Annotated in this window: 15 protein-coding genes; 12 read left to right on the plus strand and 3 right to left on the minus strand. The window is 57.8% G+C overall.

Going from position 1 to position 15,458, the window contains the following annotated elements; translation table 11 throughout:
* The first annotated feature begins 214 nt into the window (after positions 1 to 214).
* The 3 genes from HKD32_RS02750 to HKD32_RS02760 all read left to right on the plus strand — a co-directional run bounded on the left by HKD32_RS02750 (position 215) and on the right by HKD32_RS02760 (position 3,359).
* Positions 215 to 1,690: a sugar porter family MFS transporter gene (locus HKD32_RS02750; protein ID WP_194257476.1), complete on the plus strand. Its 1,476-nt coding sequence runs from the start codon at positions 215 to 217 to the stop codon at positions 1,688 to 1,690.
* A gap of 87 nt (positions 1,691 to 1,777) precedes the next feature.
* Complete coding sequence (locus HKD32_RS02755) at positions 1,778 to 2,422, plus strand: CPBP family intramembrane glutamic endopeptidase (protein ID WP_194257477.1); 645 nt, start codon at positions 1,778 to 1,780, stop codon at positions 2,420 to 2,422.
* A 118-nt stretch (positions 2,423 to 2,540) separates the two neighbouring features.
* A complete protein-coding gene (locus HKD32_RS02760) occupies positions 2,541 to 3,359 on the plus strand; it encodes an alpha/beta fold hydrolase (RefSeq protein ID WP_061931521.1) in 819 nt (272 codons plus the stop codon).
* A 48-nt stretch (positions 3,360 to 3,407) separates the two neighbouring features.
* On the opposite strand, the gene HKD32_RS02765 is transcribed toward HKD32_RS02760, so the two are convergent.
* A complete protein-coding gene (locus HKD32_RS02765) occupies positions 3,408 to 4,496 on the minus strand; it encodes an alkene reductase (RefSeq protein ID WP_194257478.1) in 1,089 nt (362 codons plus the stop codon).
* A 127-nt stretch (positions 4,497 to 4,623) separates the two neighbouring features.
* Here HKD32_RS02765 and HKD32_RS02770 point away from each other — a divergent pair, with 127 nt between their 5' ends.
* Positions 4,624 to 5,424, plus strand: coding sequence for a LysR family transcriptional regulator (locus tag HKD32_RS02770; RefSeq protein ID WP_228118710.1), 801 nt, complete (start codon positions 4,624 to 4,626; stop codon positions 5,422 to 5,424).
* Between the two features lie 573 nt (positions 5,425 to 5,997).
* Here the strand turns inward: HKD32_RS02770 and HKD32_RS02780 are convergent.
* Together HKD32_RS02780 and HKD32_RS02785 are read right to left on the minus strand one after the other, a co-directional pair.
* Positions 5,998 to 6,768: an exodeoxyribonuclease III gene (locus tag HKD32_RS02780; protein ID WP_194257480.1), complete on the minus strand. Its 771-nt coding sequence runs from the start codon at positions 6,766 to 6,768 to the stop codon at positions 5,998 to 6,000.
* Between the two features lie 4 nt (positions 6,769 to 6,772).
* Positions 6,773 to 7,117, minus strand: a complete 345-nt coding sequence (locus tag HKD32_RS02785; protein WP_061931529.1) for a HesB/IscA family protein — start codon at positions 7,115 to 7,117, stop codon at positions 6,773 to 6,775.
* A gap of 185 nt (positions 7,118 to 7,302) precedes the next feature.
* Between HKD32_RS02785 and HKD32_RS02790 the strand changes: the two genes are divergently transcribed.
* From HKD32_RS02790 to serS, 8 genes are read left to right on the plus strand one after another with little or no spacing between them, the layout of a single operon-like run.
* The gene (locus HKD32_RS02790) at positions 7,303 to 8,466 is read left to right on the plus strand and encodes a deoxyguanosinetriphosphate triphosphohydrolase (RefSeq protein WP_010502697.1); all 1,164 of its coding nucleotides are present in this window, start codon (positions 7,303 to 7,305) and stop codon (positions 8,464 to 8,466) included.
* A 45-nt stretch (positions 8,467 to 8,511) separates the two neighbouring features.
* Positions 8,512 to 10,320 carry an arginine--tRNA ligase gene (gene argS / locus HKD32_RS02795; RefSeq protein WP_194257481.1) on the plus strand — a complete coding sequence of 603 codons (1,809 nt, stop codon included), beginning with the start codon at positions 8,512 to 8,514 and terminating at the stop codon, positions 10,318 to 10,320.
* Entirely contained in the window at positions 10,317 to 11,444 is a 1,128-nt protein-coding gene (locus tag HKD32_RS02800; protein ID WP_194257482.1) for an SPOR domain-containing protein, read from the plus strand. The genes argS and HKD32_RS02800 overlap by 4 nt, the downstream gene beginning before the upstream one ends.
* A 10-nt stretch (positions 11,445 to 11,454) precedes the next feature.
* A complete protein-coding gene (locus HKD32_RS02805; RefSeq protein WP_061931536.1) occupies positions 11,455 to 12,213 on the plus strand; it encodes a segregation and condensation protein A in 759 nt (252 codons plus the stop codon).
* Positions 12,195 to 12,800 carry an SMC-Scp complex subunit ScpB gene (gene scpB / locus HKD32_RS02810; RefSeq protein ID WP_061931538.1) on the plus strand — a complete coding sequence of 202 codons (606 nt, stop codon included), beginning with the start codon at positions 12,195 to 12,197 and terminating at the stop codon, positions 12,798 to 12,800. The genes HKD32_RS02805 and scpB overlap by 19 nt, the downstream gene beginning before the upstream one ends.
* Before the next feature lie 9 nt (positions 12,801 to 12,809).
* Positions 12,810 to 13,400, plus strand: a complete 591-nt coding sequence (gene tatB, locus HKD32_RS02815; RefSeq protein ID WP_061931540.1) for a Sec-independent protein translocase protein TatB — start codon at positions 12,810 to 12,812, stop codon at positions 13,398 to 13,400.
* Positions 13,397 to 14,176, plus strand: a complete 780-nt coding sequence (gene tatC, locus HKD32_RS02820; RefSeq protein ID WP_010502703.1) for a twin-arginine translocase subunit TatC — start codon at positions 13,397 to 13,399, stop codon at positions 14,174 to 14,176. Before tatB ends, tatC begins: the two co-directional genes overlap by 4 nt.
* A gap of 14 nt (positions 14,177 to 14,190) precedes the next feature.
* On the plus strand, positions 14,191 to 15,453 hold the full coding sequence (gene serS / locus HKD32_RS02825; RefSeq protein ID WP_061931543.1) for a serine--tRNA ligase: 1,263 nt from the start codon (positions 14,191 to 14,193) through the stop codon (positions 15,451 to 15,453).
* Positions 15,454 to 15,458 lie beyond the last annotated feature (5 nt).

The following is a 15,458-nucleotide window of genomic DNA, read 5'->3' on the forward strand; positions in this document are numbered from 1 at the left end:
ATTGGGAAAACAGATTTTTAATGAAAGGTATAAAACCACCTTCCATCATTGTGTATTCAATATCATTCGTTTCCGCTCTGGTAGAGTCTCACAACTGTATTTGAATAGACCGCACGCGGTTGTCTGCATTCGGAATATGATTTTGAGAGTAAAAAACTTTTCCAGAGAATGACCGTTTCTTGAGGTATCTGTAGCGATCAAGAAAGGTTATCCGGTGAGTAGCACCCTTCCAGAACAAAGCGGCGGAACTGTCCAGGACCGTGTGCAGCAGGGCCGCCGGAATGCGTTTCTTTTTGCCGGGGCTGCTGGTCTCGCCGGGCTGATGTTTGGTCTGGATACGGGAGTGATCGCGGGGGCGCTCAAGTTTCTGGGCCAGGACCTGAAGGCGAATGATCGTGCGCTGGAATGGATCGTCTCGTCCCTGATGCTGGGGGCCGCGGCGGGCTCTCTGCTCGCCATTCCGCTGTCCCACCATCGCGGGCGGCGAGGGGCCATGTTTTATGCGGGGTTACTGTTCCTGCTCGGAACCGCGCTTTGTTCCCTGACATCGTCCATTCCCGTCATGATTCTGGGCCGTGTCTGCCTCGGGCTGGGCGTCGGTTTCGCGTCTTTCTCTGCGCCGCTCTATATTGCCGAAATCACTGAGAAGAGCCGTCGTGGCAAGATGATCTCCATGTATCAGCTCGTCATTACGGCGGGTATGCTGCTGGCGCTCCTGTCAGACAGTCTGCTGTCCTACGGGGGGCACTGGCGCTGGATGCTGGGTATTCTGGCAGTCCCTACGGTGGTGTTCATTCTCGCAACGATGCAGGTGCCGTATTCGCCGCGCTGGCTGGCCATGCGTGGGCGGCGGAAAGAAGCGCATACTGTTCTTCAGCAGGTTCGGGGATCCAAGCAGCACGCGACGGAGGAACTGAACCGGATTGAGGAGAACCTTCGAAAGACTGAAGGCAACGGGTTTGCATTCCTGAAGTCTTCACCAGGCTTCCGGAAAACCTTTACACTTGGAATTGGATTGCAGGTTTTTCAGCAATTCGCGGGCATTAACATCCTGATGTATTACGCTCCGCATATTCTGGAGCATCTTGGCTTTTCCACGTCAGCGGCAGTCTGGTGCACAACCTTGCTCGGTCTGGCCAATATAGTCTCGACATTTGGGGCAATTCTACTGATTGACCGATGGGGGCGGCGTCCGCTCTTACTGGTCAGTACGGTCGTGGCCTCTCTGAGCCTCGCTATATTCGGAACGCTGCTCTATCTGCACGTTGGCGGGGTGTTTGGTCAGATCGCCATTGTCAGCCTGCTTGTGCTGTTCATTCTGGGTTACGCTTTCGGGGAAGGACCGATCCCCTGGACGATGTGCACCGAAATTCAGCCGCTTCAGGGGCGTACGCTGGCCATCGCATGCTCTACGTTTGCCAACTGGATGACGAACTGGCTCATCAGTAACGTGTTCCTCTCCGTGATGGGGGCCATTCATGACTACGGTGTGTTCTGGCTGCTGGCGGGCTTCAATGCAGTGTTTTTCCTGATTGGGTATTTCTTCGTTCCGGAGACAAAAGACTGCTCGTTGGAAGAGATTGAGGATCGGCTTAAGGCCGGGTTCCCTCTCCGGGAAATCGGACAGCCCAGCCGCTTGAAGGCGGATACAGCCATGGTTGTGCAGGAGCGTGACTCGCTTCCTGTCTGATACAAAGACGCTTGCAATGTAAGGCCTTGTTTCGGGGGAGGGGGCTTATGTTCATAATGACGGCCAGAACGTCTGGAAGATCTCGGTATGTCGCTCCCCGATGAAATGTCCGTTCTTCGCCGCGCTCGTTTGGGCGCGGAATTTCTGGCCCTTTATGGTGGTGGACCAATTCTTGTTCTGCTGGAGCGTCGGGCCGGATTACTCTTTGGCTTAATCTGGACTGGCGCTCTTCTGGCTTTTCTATGGATGCGTCATGATCGTCCCAAGCCATATGTATTCAGGGTCGAGATTTGGAAAATATTTGTCAGGTTTGCGATTTTTGCACCATTGATAGCGCTGCTGACGTGGTTTTTCTGGCCCGATACGTTCCTGAGCCTGCCACGACAGAAGCCGCTCTTCTGGCTGATGATCATGTGTTTGTATCCGCTGCTCTCCGTCTGGCCTCAGGAAGTTCTGTATCGGGCATTTCTCTTCCGTCGATACAGCAATCTTTTCCGAAGTATTCCAGTGACGATCGTAGCCAGTGCCGTTGCATTTGGCTTTGCACATATTCTGTTTCTGAACTGGATTGCCGTGGGCATGACGCTCATAGGGGGAATGCTGTTTGCTGGTGACTACAGTCGTCATCGTTCTCTTACCCTGACCTGTTTTGAACACAGCCTGTATGGATGTCTCATTTTCACGGTGGGGTTAGGACGGTTTTTCTATACAGGTGCGGCGTGGAATCAATGATAAATGGAAATCTTACTATTCCATGATGTCTATATTGAACATGATGAGTGGAGCTTATCGTAAGAGCAAGGTTTCAGGGAGAGCCGATGCTTTCCTGACCTCTTAACGGAGCAGACATATGGCCAGCTTTACGACATCTGACGGAGCAGAAATTTATTTCAAGGATTGGGGAGCAGGAAAGCCCGTCCTTTTCAGCCATGGCTGGCCGCTCAGTGCAGATATGTGGGATTCACAGATGCTGTTTCTGGCGCAGAACGGTTACCGCGTGATTGCTTTTGATCGGCGCGGTTTCGGACGGTCTAGCCAGCCTTGGGACGGCAATACCTACGACCGCTTTGCCGATGATATTGCAGAACTGATCGAAACCCTGGACCTGAGAGACGTGACGCTGGTCGGCTTCTCGATGGGGGGCGGGGATGTCACCCGGTATCTGACGCGCCATGGTAGTGACCGTGTTGCGAAGTTGGTGCTTCTGGGGGCTGTCACACCTGTTTTCATGAAGCAGAATGATCATCCGGAAGGGGTCGAGGCGGCGGTTTTCGATGGCATCATCGAAGGCTTGGTGAAAGACCGTGCCCAGTTTCTGAAAGACTTCGCCGTTCCCTTTTATGGGATTAATCATGGGGCGGAGATTTCTGATGGCGTTCTGGGGCAGACGCAGCAAATTGCCCTTCAGGCATCCTTGCGGAGCACGATTGAATGCGTCAGGGCGTTCTCAGGGCTGGATTATCGGGAAGACATGAAACGGATCACGGTCCCGACCCTGATTATTCATGGGGATGATGATCAGATTGTGCCTTTTGAAGCCACGGGTGCCTTGACGGCAAAACTGGTTCCAGATGCGGTTCTCAAGGTCTATGCGGGTGCACCGCATGGTTTTGCGGTCACCCATGGTGACCAGCTCAACGCGGATCTTCTGTCTTTTCTGCAATCCTGATCAGAAAGACCCCGGCCAGAAACAGGCCGGGGTCTTTTTTGCTCAATGCTACGCCGCGTCAGCGTAAAACGGATAGTCGGTATATCCGCGTGCATCGCCGCCATAGAAGGTGGAGCGATCATAGGAGTTCAGAGGCCAGTTCTGACGCAGCCGCTCGACCAGATCCGGGTTTGCGAGAAATGAGCGACCAAAAGCAATCAGATCCGCCTCTCCGGAAGTCAGCAGGGCTTTGGCGCTTTGCCGGTCAAATCCGCCGGCAGCAATAATGGTGCGGGAAAAGACCTGCCGAAGCGTCCCTGCATCCACAGGGTTCGGTTCTGCATCGCCCCCGATGCGAGGTTGCACGACGTGGAGATACCCAGCGCCCAGACGATCCAGTTCAGAGGCCACATAGCGGAATGTTGCCGGGCGATTGCTGTCCACCATGGAGCCATAGCGTCCGCTTGGGGTCACACGCACACCAACGCGATCCGGTCCCCACACGCTCATGGCAGCCTGCGTGACTTCCAGCAGGAAGCGGGCGCGATTTTCGAGCGAGCCGCCATAGTCATCTGTCCGGGTGTTACTGCCATCCTGAAGAAACTGGTCTGGCAAATATCCATTTGCACCATGGATTTCCACGCCATCACATCCGGCTTTCAGGGCGCGTTCGGCAGCCTGTTCGTAATCCTTGATGATTCCGGGAATTTCATTCCGATCAAGCGCGCGGGGCATGTCGTAAGGCACCGTTCCATTGAGCGTCCAGGCGTCTCCATCGGCACGAATGGCCGATGGAGCAACGGGGGCAATGCCATCCGGCTGAAGGATGCGTGCTGATTGACGGCCAACATGCCAGAGCTGAAGAATCATTCTGCCGCCCTTGGCGTGAACGGCATCCGTGATGTTCTTCCATCCCGGGATTTGGCTGTCATCATAGATTCCGGCGGCGCGTTCGAAGCCATACCCCGTGAGCGAGACGGGGGAGGCTTCGGAAATCAGCAACCCTCCTTCCGTTGCACGCTGGCTGTAATAGGTCCGCATCAGGTCATTCGGGAGATTGCCTTCACTGGCTCTCATTCGGGTGAGGGGGGCCATGACAATGCGATGGCTCAAGCGTGTTGGCCCAACGAAACGTGGTGTGAACAGAAGGTTCGTCATGATGCGGTTCCGGTCTTTGAGGAGACTGTCCGGAGTGGATGCGTCTCATGACCGTGAGAGTGGCTATTCTCATTAGGCGGATGTAGACTGTTTTTAATAATATTTGTTATTCTCAAAAGGAATAAACATGGACCGCTTTCAGGCTATGACGGTGTTTGCTCGTGTTGTGGAAGCTGGTTCTTTTTCAGGCGCTGCCCGGTTGTTGAATATGGGGCAGCCCTCCGTTTCCAAGATCATTGCACAGCTTGAAGCGCATCTGGGCACAATCCTCTTGTTGCGCTCGACGCATGGTCTTGCGCCGACAGAGGCAGGTCAGCGCTATTACGAACGCATCGTCAGAATTCTTGAAGACGCCATGGAGGCTGACAGTCTTGCCCGAGGGAGTGACAGAGAACTCACAGGGCATTTGAGGATTGCATTGCCGACGACTTTCGGCCGTCTGCATCTGATACCCAGACTGGGAGAATTTACGGCTCGGTATCCAAATCTTGCTCTGGATGTGCAGATGGATGACAGGCGTGTGGATCTGATTGCGGAAGGGATCGACATGGCCCTCAGGATTGGTCGTCCGGAAGAGACGTCCGTCGTTGGGCGGCGTCTGGCGTGGGGTCATCGTTCCCTTCTGGCCAGCCCGGCCTATCTGGAGCAGACGACCATGCCGACTTGCCCGGAAGATCTGAAGAATCATCGGATGATTCTTTATTCGCAGGCTCGTCAGATTCGAACGACATTCACGAAAGGAGAGGAAACGCAGGACGTCTCTTTGCACCCCGATCTATGCCTGAGTGCGGCGGAGGGAATTCGTGCTGCCGTCCTTTCAGGGCAGGGAATGACCGTTGCAGCAGACTGGATGTTCGCTCCCGAACTGATTTCCGGTGAGGTGCAGCGTTGCTTGCCTGACTGGTCTCTGCCGCCGGTGGAACTCTAGCTCTTGCTTCCAGCCGGGCGGATGGTCAGCGCCAAGGTTCGCGCCAGGGCTGATTTTTTTGCCGAGCGGGTACAGCCGTCTTTGGGTTTGGAAAATTGAATCTTCTGAGCCGCGGAGACGTTACAGAATGAAGATCGGAATCTTTTTTCCGCCACAGATCGGCCCAATCACTGCCTTGTGAGATCTGCAAAGTGCCGCCTTTCACACCGTTACCGTGAAAGGAGCGAGACGTATGCTGAAACATCTATCGGGCTTGCTCGCTGTTTCGACACTTTTTGTGGGTGCAATGGCATTGCCGCCGCTGAGCGGGACAGCGCATGCTCAGTTTGTCCCCTATAATGGACCGTATCGACAGACGCCTCCCCCACCGCCTCGTCCGCCTAGGGAGAAAATTCCTCCTCATGCGAGAGGGATGCGATGGGTTCCTGGACACTGGGTCTGGATTGGAAACGGTTATCAGTGGACGCCGGGCCGTATGGTCCGCATCCGGCCTCCTGCACCTCCACGGCCGGCTCCCGCCCCGTTTTATCCCCGATAAAAGTTCTAAGACCGCCCCAGTTGGACGGTCTTTTTTTAGCTTAAGGTGACGAGGACAGGAACGTGATCGGACGCTTTTTCTGTAGCCCGCTCGTCACGGTCGATTGTGAAAGAGACAAGCCGTTCGGCCACACGCGGGGACAGAAGGGCATGGTCGATGCGTAGGCCCGAGTTCCGCTGGAACGCAGCGGCCTGGTAATCCCAGAAGGTATAATGGCGGCCCGTCGGCTGAACAGCGCGCAGGGCATCCGTCAGACCGAGCCATTGCAGGCGGTTGAATGCTGCCCGGGTTTCAGGGCGTACCAGTGCGTCGGTTGGGGATAGGGCACCAGGCGCAAGGTCTTCGTCCGTCGGGCAGACGTTGTAGTCGCCGATGAAGGCGAAGGATTTTTCGCTTTCGAGAAATGACTTGGCCCGGTTGGCGAGGGCATCGAAGAACGCCATTTTCTTGGCATAACCTTCTTCGCCGCCTGAATTGCCGTTTGGCAGATACAGATTGCCAATCGTGAGACCATCCATGTCCGCTTCGATATAGCGCGCGGTTGGATCTTCAAAACCGGGAAGGTGATGGGTCGTCACTTCAAATGGGCGGCGGCCAATCAACGCAACGCCGTTATAGGCTTTCTGCCCGGTCGTGGCCACGTGTAAGCCAGCCTCATGGAAAACAGTCGGGAACTGGCTGTCCTCGCATTTGATTTCCTGAAGGCAGAGCAGATCACATTCTGGATGGCGTTCCAGCCAGTCCTGAACGAGATGGGCGCGGGCGCGGATGGAATTGATGTTCCAGCTTGCGAAGGTAAAGGACATTCTATCAGGCCAGCGAAAAGCTTGTGCCGCAGCCGCAGGCTGAGGCGGCATTGGGGTTCGTGACCGTGAAATGCGCACCCATCAGCTTGTCTACGAATTCCAGTTCGGCGCCTTCCAGAAGATCGAGGCTGGTTTCATCTACATAAACCGTCGCACCATTGCGTTCGATCACGACGTCATCGTCATTCTTCGTGCGATCCAGCTTGAACTGATACTGGAAGCCGTTGCAGCCACCGGCCAACACGGCAACCCGCAGAGCCAGCCCTTCAGGTTCCGGCTGGGCGGAGATGATTTCCACGATCCGCGCAGCCGCGCTGGCAGACATGGTGAAGGTGGGTGTTTCGGACATGGCTCGTTCCTGATTTCTGAAGCACTGCTGCAAGGCAGGACGGTTCTGGTCCTGATTATATGGCCTGACTACCCCCAAGGGCAAAGGGGGTGAGTTGCGTTGCCATCAGCCTGTCGTAGAATAACATCTATGATCCGGCGAACAGCGTGCGTTTTGCGCCTGCGGATCATCAGGAGAGGGTGTTGATGGCTGCCATTTACGCGGTTCAGGAAAAAGGCGCTCGCGGGAGACTGTATCCGGAAGTGGAAAGCCCGGTTCGTTCACCCTGGCAGCGGGACCGGGATCGTGTTCTGCATTCGGCCGGCTTCCGGACCTTGCAGTACAAGACGCAGGTTTTCATCAACCATGAAGGCGATTTCTTTCGCACCCGTCTGACGCATTCCCTTGAAGTTGCGCAGATTGCCCGTTCAATTGCCCGCAGCCTTGATCTGAACGAGGATCTGACGGAAGCGCTCGCGCTGGCGCACGACATGGGCCACACGCCGTTTGGCCATGCTGGGGAAGATGCTCTTGCTCTGGCCATGCAGGACTGGGGCGGCTTTGATCACAATACGCAGTCCCTTCGTCTCGTAACGTCTCTGGAGACGCGGTATCACGCTTTTGATGGCCTGAACCTGACATGGGAAACGTTGGAGGGGCTGGCCAAGCATAACGGTCCGGTCAAGCGTCCGACACCGTATCTGGCAGAATATGACGCGAAGCATCATCTCGACCTCAGCAGTTATGCGTCTGCCGAGGCACAGGTCGCGGCGATGTCGGATGATATTGCCTATCATGGTCATGATCTGGATGACGGGTTACGTGCCGGGCTGCTGACGTTTGAGGATATTGAGGATCTTCCACTTGTCGGCGATGCGCTTCGTGCCTCCCGTGAGATGGAGCGCCCGACAAATCGTGATGCGGCGGATCAGGCGCAGCGTGTGCGTCATGAAACCATTCGCGTAGTCATTAACGCTCTGGCGACGGATCTGACGGAGCAGACGCGCCGGAATCTGGAGGCTCTTAACCCGCAGTCAGCGGATGATATCCGTCATGCCGATCATGCGGTTGTGGCGTTCAGTCCGGAAATGCGGGAAAAGAACAAGGCGATCCGCAAATTTCTTTATGCGCGCATGTACCGTCACTGGCGGGTCAATCGTATGGCACGGAAAGCCAAGATCGCACTGGCCGAAATCTTCACGATTCTTTCGGAAGAACCGGGCCTTCTGCCAGACCCGCTCAAGGACCGCGCCAAGGCTGCCGATGACATGGAACGGCGGCGTCTGGTGGTAAATTATATTGCCGGAATGACCGATCGTTTCGCGATGGAAGAACATCGACGGTTGACGGACCTCTCCGTGCTGGGCTGATAGAGCCTCTTCAAGACGTTACAGGTTACAGGAATCGAACTGAAAATGGTCGCTGCACCCATTGCCCATACGACTGACTGCCTTTTTGCCCGCACCCGAGACCAGGTGTGCGAGGCCCTGCGGTCCGTTGTCCCCGGCCTGCCGGAAGAGGTGGTGCAGCGCGTTGAAGTGACGCCCCCGCGTGATCCGTCTCACGGTCATATGGCGACGAATGCTGCTTTGCTGGCTGCCAAGCCTGCGAAGCGTAAGCCTGCCGATATTGCGGCCGAGCTGGTGCTGAAGCTCGCCGAACTGCCAGACGTCGATCATGCCGAGGCCGCAGGGCCGGGCTTCGTGAACATGACGCTCAAGCCGCATGTGCTTCAGGGTATTGCCAAGACCGTTCTGGAAACAGGCGAGGCTTATGGCCGTTCCACGATGGGGCAGGGCACGCGGGTCAATGTAGAATACGTCTCCGCCAACCCAACCGGCCCGATGCATGTCGGTCATTGTCGTGGTGCCGTGGTGGGTGATGCGCTGGCCAATCTGCTTCAGGCCGCGGGTTTTGGCGTCACGCGCGAGTATTACATCAACGATGCCGGAACGCAGGTTGTGGCTCTGACATGGGCGACATACTGGCGGTATCTTCAGGCGATCGGTACGCAGATTGATGCCGAGACATTCAGTCCGCTGACGCCGAATGGTCTTCAGTATCAGGGGGATTATCTGATCCCGGTGGCTGAGAGCATTGCGGCCAAGCATGGTCGCGCGCTCGCCAACGAAGATGGCAGCCCGGCTGATCCGTCCGTCTGGTTCGAGATCGTCCGTCGTGAGGCGCTTGAGCAGATGATGGCGGCGATCCGTCTGGATCTTGAAGCCCTCGGTATTTCGCATGAAGTGTTTGCCAGCGAAGCCGAAACGCTCGCCAGCGGACGCGTTGATGCCGCTATCGCCAAGCTCGAAAGCAAGGGCCTGCTCTACGAAGGTGTTCTGGAGCCTCCGAAGGGCAAGATGCCGGAAGACTGGGAAGCGCGCCCGCAGACGCTGTTCCGCTCCACGGATTTCGGGGATGATCAGGATCGTGCGCTCCGCAAGTCTGACGGCACGAACACCTATTTCGCCAATGACATCGGGTATCATGCCCAGAAGGCCGAGAATTCAGACGTTCTGATTGACGTGCTTGGCGCGGATCATGGCGGTTACGTCTCCCGGATGCGCGCTGCGATTTCTGCACTGACGGATGGCAAGACCGGCTTTGAAGTCGTGATGTGCCAGATCGTTCGCGTTGTGAAGAACGGCGAGCCGGTAAAGATGTCCAAGCGTGCCGGCACGTTCGTGACGCTGCGTGATCTGTTGGATGAAGTCGGGCGTGATGCCGTGCGCTTTACGATGCTGACCCGTAAGGCTGACGCGCAGATGGAGTTCGATCTGGATGCTGTCGTCGCCCAGACGCGTGATAATCCGGTGTTCTACGTTCAGTACGCTCATGCCCGCTGCCGTTCAGTCCTGCGTTCTGCCGAGACGATGTTCGGAGCTGACGCCGTGACACCTGAAGCCTTGGGCAAGGCCGATCTTTCCGGTCTGTCTTCGGATGTGGAACTGGCGGTGCTGCACCGTATCGCGTCTTTCCCGCGTTCGGTGGAAGCTGCTGCTGCTGCGCGTGAGCCGCACCGTATCGCGACCTATTGCATTGATCTGGCGTCTGACTTCCACGCTCTGTGGAATCGTGGACGTGAGGATACGACTCTGCGCTTCCTGCATGAAAATGACCGTGAGATGAGCCTCGCCAAGCTGGCTCTGGTCTCCGCAATCGCTGGAACGCTGCGGTGCGCACTGACCATTCTTGGCGTTGTTCCGGTGGAGGAAATGCGATGACCCCTGACAGCGACGACGATCGGAATTTCCGGGACCCGGGAGACTATGGCTCGGGACCTGCTACGCCACCACCGCGTGGCGGGCGTGAGCGCCTGAGCAGCGATTATGACGAAGACGCACCGCCGCGCCGTCGTCCTGCACCGGCTGCGGGGAATATGGAGCGGGCAGGGGGTGTGGCCTCCTTGCTGGGCAGTGATCCGGCAACCCGCAAGCTTGTTGGTGGAGCGGTCGGTATCGGCGCGGTGCTGCTTCTGGCCGTGGGGGGCTGGTCCTTAATGGGTGGTCATCATGGTGGCATTCCCATCATCGGGCCGCCGCCGGGGCCTGTGAAAGATGTTCCAGCCGATCCGGGTGGCATGCAGATCATGGGCAGCGATAGCGGCGACACGGATCTGACCGGGAACGGCGAGGCGCATCTGGCTCCTGGTCCCGAGCAGCCCGATGCAAAGGCGCTGGCGCGCCAGTATGGCGTCCAGCCCGGCACGCCTGCGGCCCCGGCTGACAAGCCTGCCGCAGCGTCGGATGCACCGTCTTCTGACGCTAAACCGTCTGATGGTGCTGTCCCTGCCTCCCCGGATGCGTCTGCTGATAAAGCTCCGGCTGCGGTTCCGGGAACGGCTGCTACGCCCGATGCTGCCAAGGCGCCTGCGGAAACTGCGGCACCTGAAGAGGATGCCGACGACGCAGAGCCAGCGAAGCCTGCTCCGGAGAAGCCGGTCCCTGCGCCGAAGCCGAAGGCTCCTGAAGCCCCGGTTCACAAAGCTGCGCCAGCTGCTCCGGCCAAGCCTGTGCAGAAGCCGCTTCCCCCACCGGAGCCGGTGCCTGAAAATGTTGCGCCAGCCCAGAAGGCAGCCGCAACGCCGAAGGCTGAAACGGGTGGAGCGCGTGAAGTGCAGCTTGCCGCACTCGATAGCGAAGCTGCCGCACGTAAGGAATGGGAGACCCTGCGCCATCAGGCTCCTGCTTTGTTTGCCGGACACTCACCGCTGTTCGAAAAGACCACGCATGGTGACAAGACGTTCGTGCGTCTGCGCATTGGTGGCTTTGAGGATCTGAAGGCGGCCCGTGCGTATTGCGTGAAGCTGCACGCGCAGTCCATCGCCTGCACTCCGGCCCAGTTCTGAGAGACCGGGCTTGAGCGAGGTTCTGCATCTGACGCTGGATGGGTTCGAGGGGCCACTTGATCTGCTTCTCGACCTCGCCCGTGCCCAGAAAGTGGACCTCGCAAAGATTTCCATTCTTCAGCTTGTTGAGCAGTATCTGTCTGTGGTCGAGCAGGCCCGGGCGGAAGCTCGTGCCTTGCGTCTGGAACTTGCGGCGGACTGGCTCGTCATGGCGGCGTGGCTCGCGTGGCTGAAGTCCAAGCTTCTGCTGCCTGCGGAAAGTGGTGGGGAAGACGCGGAAGAGGCGGTCGAGCAGCTTCAGGAACGGTTGATTGAGCTGGAGCGGATGCGTGCTGCGGCTGCATGGCTTATGGAGCGTCCTCGCCTCGGCATTGATGTGTTTCGCCGTGGGGAAGGCGAAGACCATACGGAAATTGATCGTTCCGGCCTGCGCGTTGATCTGTCGGCCCTGATTACGGCCTATCTGTCTGCCCGGCGCCGTACGAACCGTAAGCGCGTCTATGCACCGCGGACGCGTCGGTATTGGAGTGTGCAGGACGCTCTGGCGCGCCTGCGCCGAATGTTGGGAACGGATGCCGTTACGGACTGGCAGACGCTGACATCCCTGCTGCCCGAACATCTGGCCGATGATCCGGAAACCGGTCCGTATGGACGTAACGCTGCACTGGCAGGAACGCTGCTGGCCGGGCTGGAAATGGCGAAGGGCGGGGCCGTGGAACTGCGTCAGCCCGAAGCTTTTGCTGAAATTGAATGGCGGGCGGTGTCGTGACGTCTGACGAGATGCAGCGCGGCTGCCTGCTTCTGGAAGCCCTGATTTTTGCCAATCCGGAACCGGTGCGGCCGTCTGTCATGGCGGAGCTTCTGAAGGCTCAGGGTCTGGATCTGACAGTTCCGGATGTTTTGGCTGCGCTGTCCGAGCGTTATGCGTCTCATGCGATCGAACTTGTCGAGGCTGCCGGGGGCTGGCAGTTCCGGACACGCCCGGAATATGCCTCCGCGCTGACAAAAGTCGTCGAAAAACCGCGTCGTCTGAGCCGAGGGGCGATGGAGACGCTAGCGATCATTGCGTATCATCAACCCTGTACGCGGGCTGAGATCGAAGCCATTCGCGGTGTGTCTCTGGGCCAACCCATTCTGGATGCGCTGCTGGAAGACAGCCTGATTGCTCCAAAAGGGCGCAAGGAAGTTCCCGGCCGCCCGGTTCTGTGGGGCACGACGCCGGCTTTTCTGGAAAGTTTCGGCCTGCCGGATCTGGGTTCATTACCCAAGCGGGAAGATTTCCTTCTGGACAGGGCCCCGACGGAAGCGGCACCAGAAGCGCCTTCCCCCGTAGGCGAGACTGACGGGACGGGCTAGGATTGTTGCATGTTTGACTTCAGTTTCTCGGAAATAGCCCTGTTTGTCGTCGTGGCGATGATTTTCATTCGCCCGAAAGATCTGCCGGTTGCCATCCGCACGCTTTCGAACGGCATCAAAGCCATGCGCCGGATGGCAGGTGAGTTTCAGTCCCATATCGACGATATGGTGCGTGAGGCAGACCTGTCCGAGACGCGCGATCAGCTTCGGGATCTGAAGAATTTCAATCTGCGGGATCGTGTGACCCGCGCCATTGATGGCGATAATTCGATCCGGCGCAGCCTTGAACTGGATACGACCGGCGCATCATCCCGGCCGTCCACGCTCAATGATCTGCCGCAGGTGCCCGCGCCTCCGCCGATGCCACCACCGTCTTTCGGTGGGGGCGAGAGCAAGCCTTACAACGCCATGATGCAGGATCAGGCGGAGGAAGGGCTGAACGACGATATCGTTGATGCGCCTTCCATTCTGCCGCCTGCGACGGCGCGCCGCCTGATGCATGAGCGCCCGCGTTGGCGTGCTCCAGACATTCTGCCTCCCGTCATGGCTATTCATCACGGCAGACGCGTCGCCATTTCAAGCACGGAGAAAGACGCGTGACGGACTCGGATGCCATCAACGACACCCCGATGCCTCTGCTCGATCATATTGTCGAGCTACGCCGTCGGCTGATCTGGTCCATCGGGACGTTCGTGATTGCTTTTGCCATCTGCTATCATTTTGCAGGCGATATCTATCGCTTCCTTGCCGCCCCGCTGGGGGACATCATGCGGCAGAAGGGCGAGCAGCCGCATCTGATCTATACCGCGCTGTATGAGGCGTTCTTTACCTATATTCGGGTGGCAGTCTTCGGGGCGACGTGCCTGTCTTTCCCGATGATTGCCATTCAGGCGTGGATCTTTATCGCGCCTGGTCTGTATCGCAGCGAGAAGAAGGCTTTTGCCCCGTTCCTCGTGGCCACGCCCGTCATGTTCACCATTGGCGCTGCGCTGGCCTACTATGTGGTTTTCCCGTTCGCCTGGAAGTTTTTCCTGTCGTTCCAGACATCCGGAAATGGCGGGATGGATATCGAGCTTCAGGCCAAGGTCTCTGAATATCTGACGCTCGTGACGAAGATGATCCTCGCCTTCGGGATCTGTTTTGAACTGCCGGTGATCCTGACGCTGCTGGTCCGTGTCGGGTTGATCGGAACGGCGCAGCTCAAGAAATTCCGGCGTTATGCAGTTGTGGCGTCCTTCGCCGTGGCGGCCGTGATTGCTCCGCCGGATGCGATTACCATGCTGAGCCTCGCCATTCCGCTTGTGGCGCTGTACGAGGTATCCATTCTTGTGGCGCGGCTGGTTGAGCCGAAGCCCGTGACTGATGAAGAAGACTGACGGAGCCCTGAACCATGCATGACCTGAAAGCCCTGCGCGCCGATCCGGCCGCATTTGACGCTGCTCTTGAGCGTCGGGGCCTGTCACCTGTGGGGCAGAAAATCGTCTCGGAAGATGAAGAGCGCCGTGCCGCTCTGGCCGCGTTGCAGGAGGCTCAGGCCACCCGCAAGACCTTGGCCAAGGAGATCGGACAGGGCAAGCGCACGGGTGCTGATACATCCGCTCTGGAAGCGCAGGCGGTCGAACTGCGTGACCGGATTGTGGGTCTGGAAGAGCGTGCGGCCATCATTGAGAAGAGCATCGACGATGTTCTGGCGTCCCTGCCAAACCAGCTTGACCCGTCCGTGCCGGATGGGAAGAGCGAGGATGAGAACGTCGTCGTTCATTATCGCGGCGAGAAGCGTGACTTCACGTTCGAGCCAAAGCAGCATTTCGAGCTGGGTGAAGCTCTAGGCCTGATGGATTTCCCGACGGCGGCCAAGCTGTCCGGGACGCGCTTTGTCGTTCTCCGCGGTACTCTGGCCCGTCTGGAGCGTGCACTGGGTCAGTTCATGCTGGACACGCATACGACCGAGTTTGGTTACAGCGAAACCAGCGTTCCGCTGCTGGTCAATGACGATGCCATGTATGGCACGGACAAGCTGCCGAAATTTGCGGAAGATTCTTTCCGTACGGAAGATGGTCGCTGGCTGATCCCGACAGCAGAAGTTCCGCTGACGGCCTCTGTCATGGGCGATATTCTGCCGGCCGATGCGCTGCCGATCCGTTTGACGGCATTGTCCCAGTGTTTCCGTTCTGAAGCAGGCTCTGCGGGCCGTGATGTGCGCGGGATGCTGCGCCAGCATCAGTTCACGAAGTGCGAACTCGTTTCCATCGTGAAGCCCGAAGACAGCGATGCCGAACATGAGCGCATGACACAGGCTGCCGAGACCATTCTGGAGCGCCTTGGCATCACGTTCCGCCGTATTCTGCTCTGTGCTGGTGATACGGGTTTTGGTGCAGCCAAGACGTATGATCTGGAAGCGTGGATCCCTGGCCAGCAGGCCTGGCGCGAGATTTCATCCTGCTCCAACACCCGCGCATTTCAGGCACGGCGTATGAAAGCCCGGTATCGCTCCGAGAATGGTCCGGCCTTCGTGAATACGCTGAATGGTTCCGGTCTGGCTGTCGGACGCACCATGATTGCCGTCATGGAAACGTACCAGAACGAAGATGGCAGCATAACCATTCCGGAAGTCCTGCGTTCCTATATGGGTGGATTGACCCGTATAGGTTGAGGATT

The sequence above is a fragment of the Gluconobacter japonicus genome (genome assembly GCF_015244665.1).
GTDB classification, from domain to species: domain Bacteria; phylum Pseudomonadota; class Alphaproteobacteria; order Acetobacterales; family Acetobacteraceae; genus Gluconobacter; species Gluconobacter japonicus.

Excerpts from the sequence above, each read along its gene's own strand:
- HKD32_RS02760 (WP_061931521.1), top strand. The coding sequence starts at position 2,541 with ATGGCCAGCTTTACGACATCTGACGGAGCAGAAATTTATTTCAAGGAT.
- serS (WP_061931543.1), top strand. The coding sequence starts at position 14,191 with ATGCATGACCTGAAAGCCCTGCGCGCCGATCCGGCCGCATTTGACGCT.
- scpB (WP_061931538.1), top strand. The coding sequence starts at position 12,195 with ATGGCGGGCGGTGTCGTGACGTCTGACGAGATGCAGCGCGGCTGCCTG.
- HKD32_RS02800 (WP_194257482.1), top strand. The coding sequence starts at position 10,317 with ATGACCCCTGACAGCGACGACGATCGGAATTTCCGGGACCCGGGAGAC.
- argS (WP_194257481.1), top strand. The coding sequence starts at position 8,512 with ATGGTCGCTGCACCCATTGCCCATACGACTGACTGCCTTTTTGCCCGC.
- HKD32_RS02790 (WP_010502697.1), top strand. The coding sequence starts at position 7,303 with ATGGCTGCCATTTACGCGGTTCAGGAAAAAGGCGCTCGCGGGAGACTG.
- HKD32_RS02785 (WP_061931529.1), bottom strand. The coding sequence starts at position 7,117 with ATGTCCGAAACACCCACCTTCACCATGTCTGCCAGCGCGGCTGCGCGG.
- HKD32_RS02765 (WP_194257478.1), bottom strand. The coding sequence starts at position 4,496 with ATGACGAACCTTCTGTTCACACCACGTTTCGTTGGGCCAACACGCTTG.
- tatB (WP_061931540.1), top strand. The coding sequence starts at position 12,810 with ATGTTTGACTTCAGTTTCTCGGAAATAGCCCTGTTTGTCGTCGTGGCG.
- HKD32_RS02770 (WP_228118710.1), top strand. The coding sequence starts at position 4,624 with ATGGACCGCTTTCAGGCTATGACGGTGTTTGCTCGTGTTGTGGAAGCT.
- HKD32_RS02755 (WP_194257477.1), top strand. The coding sequence starts at position 1,778 with ATGTCGCTCCCCGATGAAATGTCCGTTCTTCGCCGCGCTCGTTTGGGC.
- HKD32_RS02780 (WP_194257480.1), bottom strand. The coding sequence starts at position 6,768 with ATGTCCTTTACCTTCGCAAGCTGGAACATCAATTCCATCCGCGCCCGC.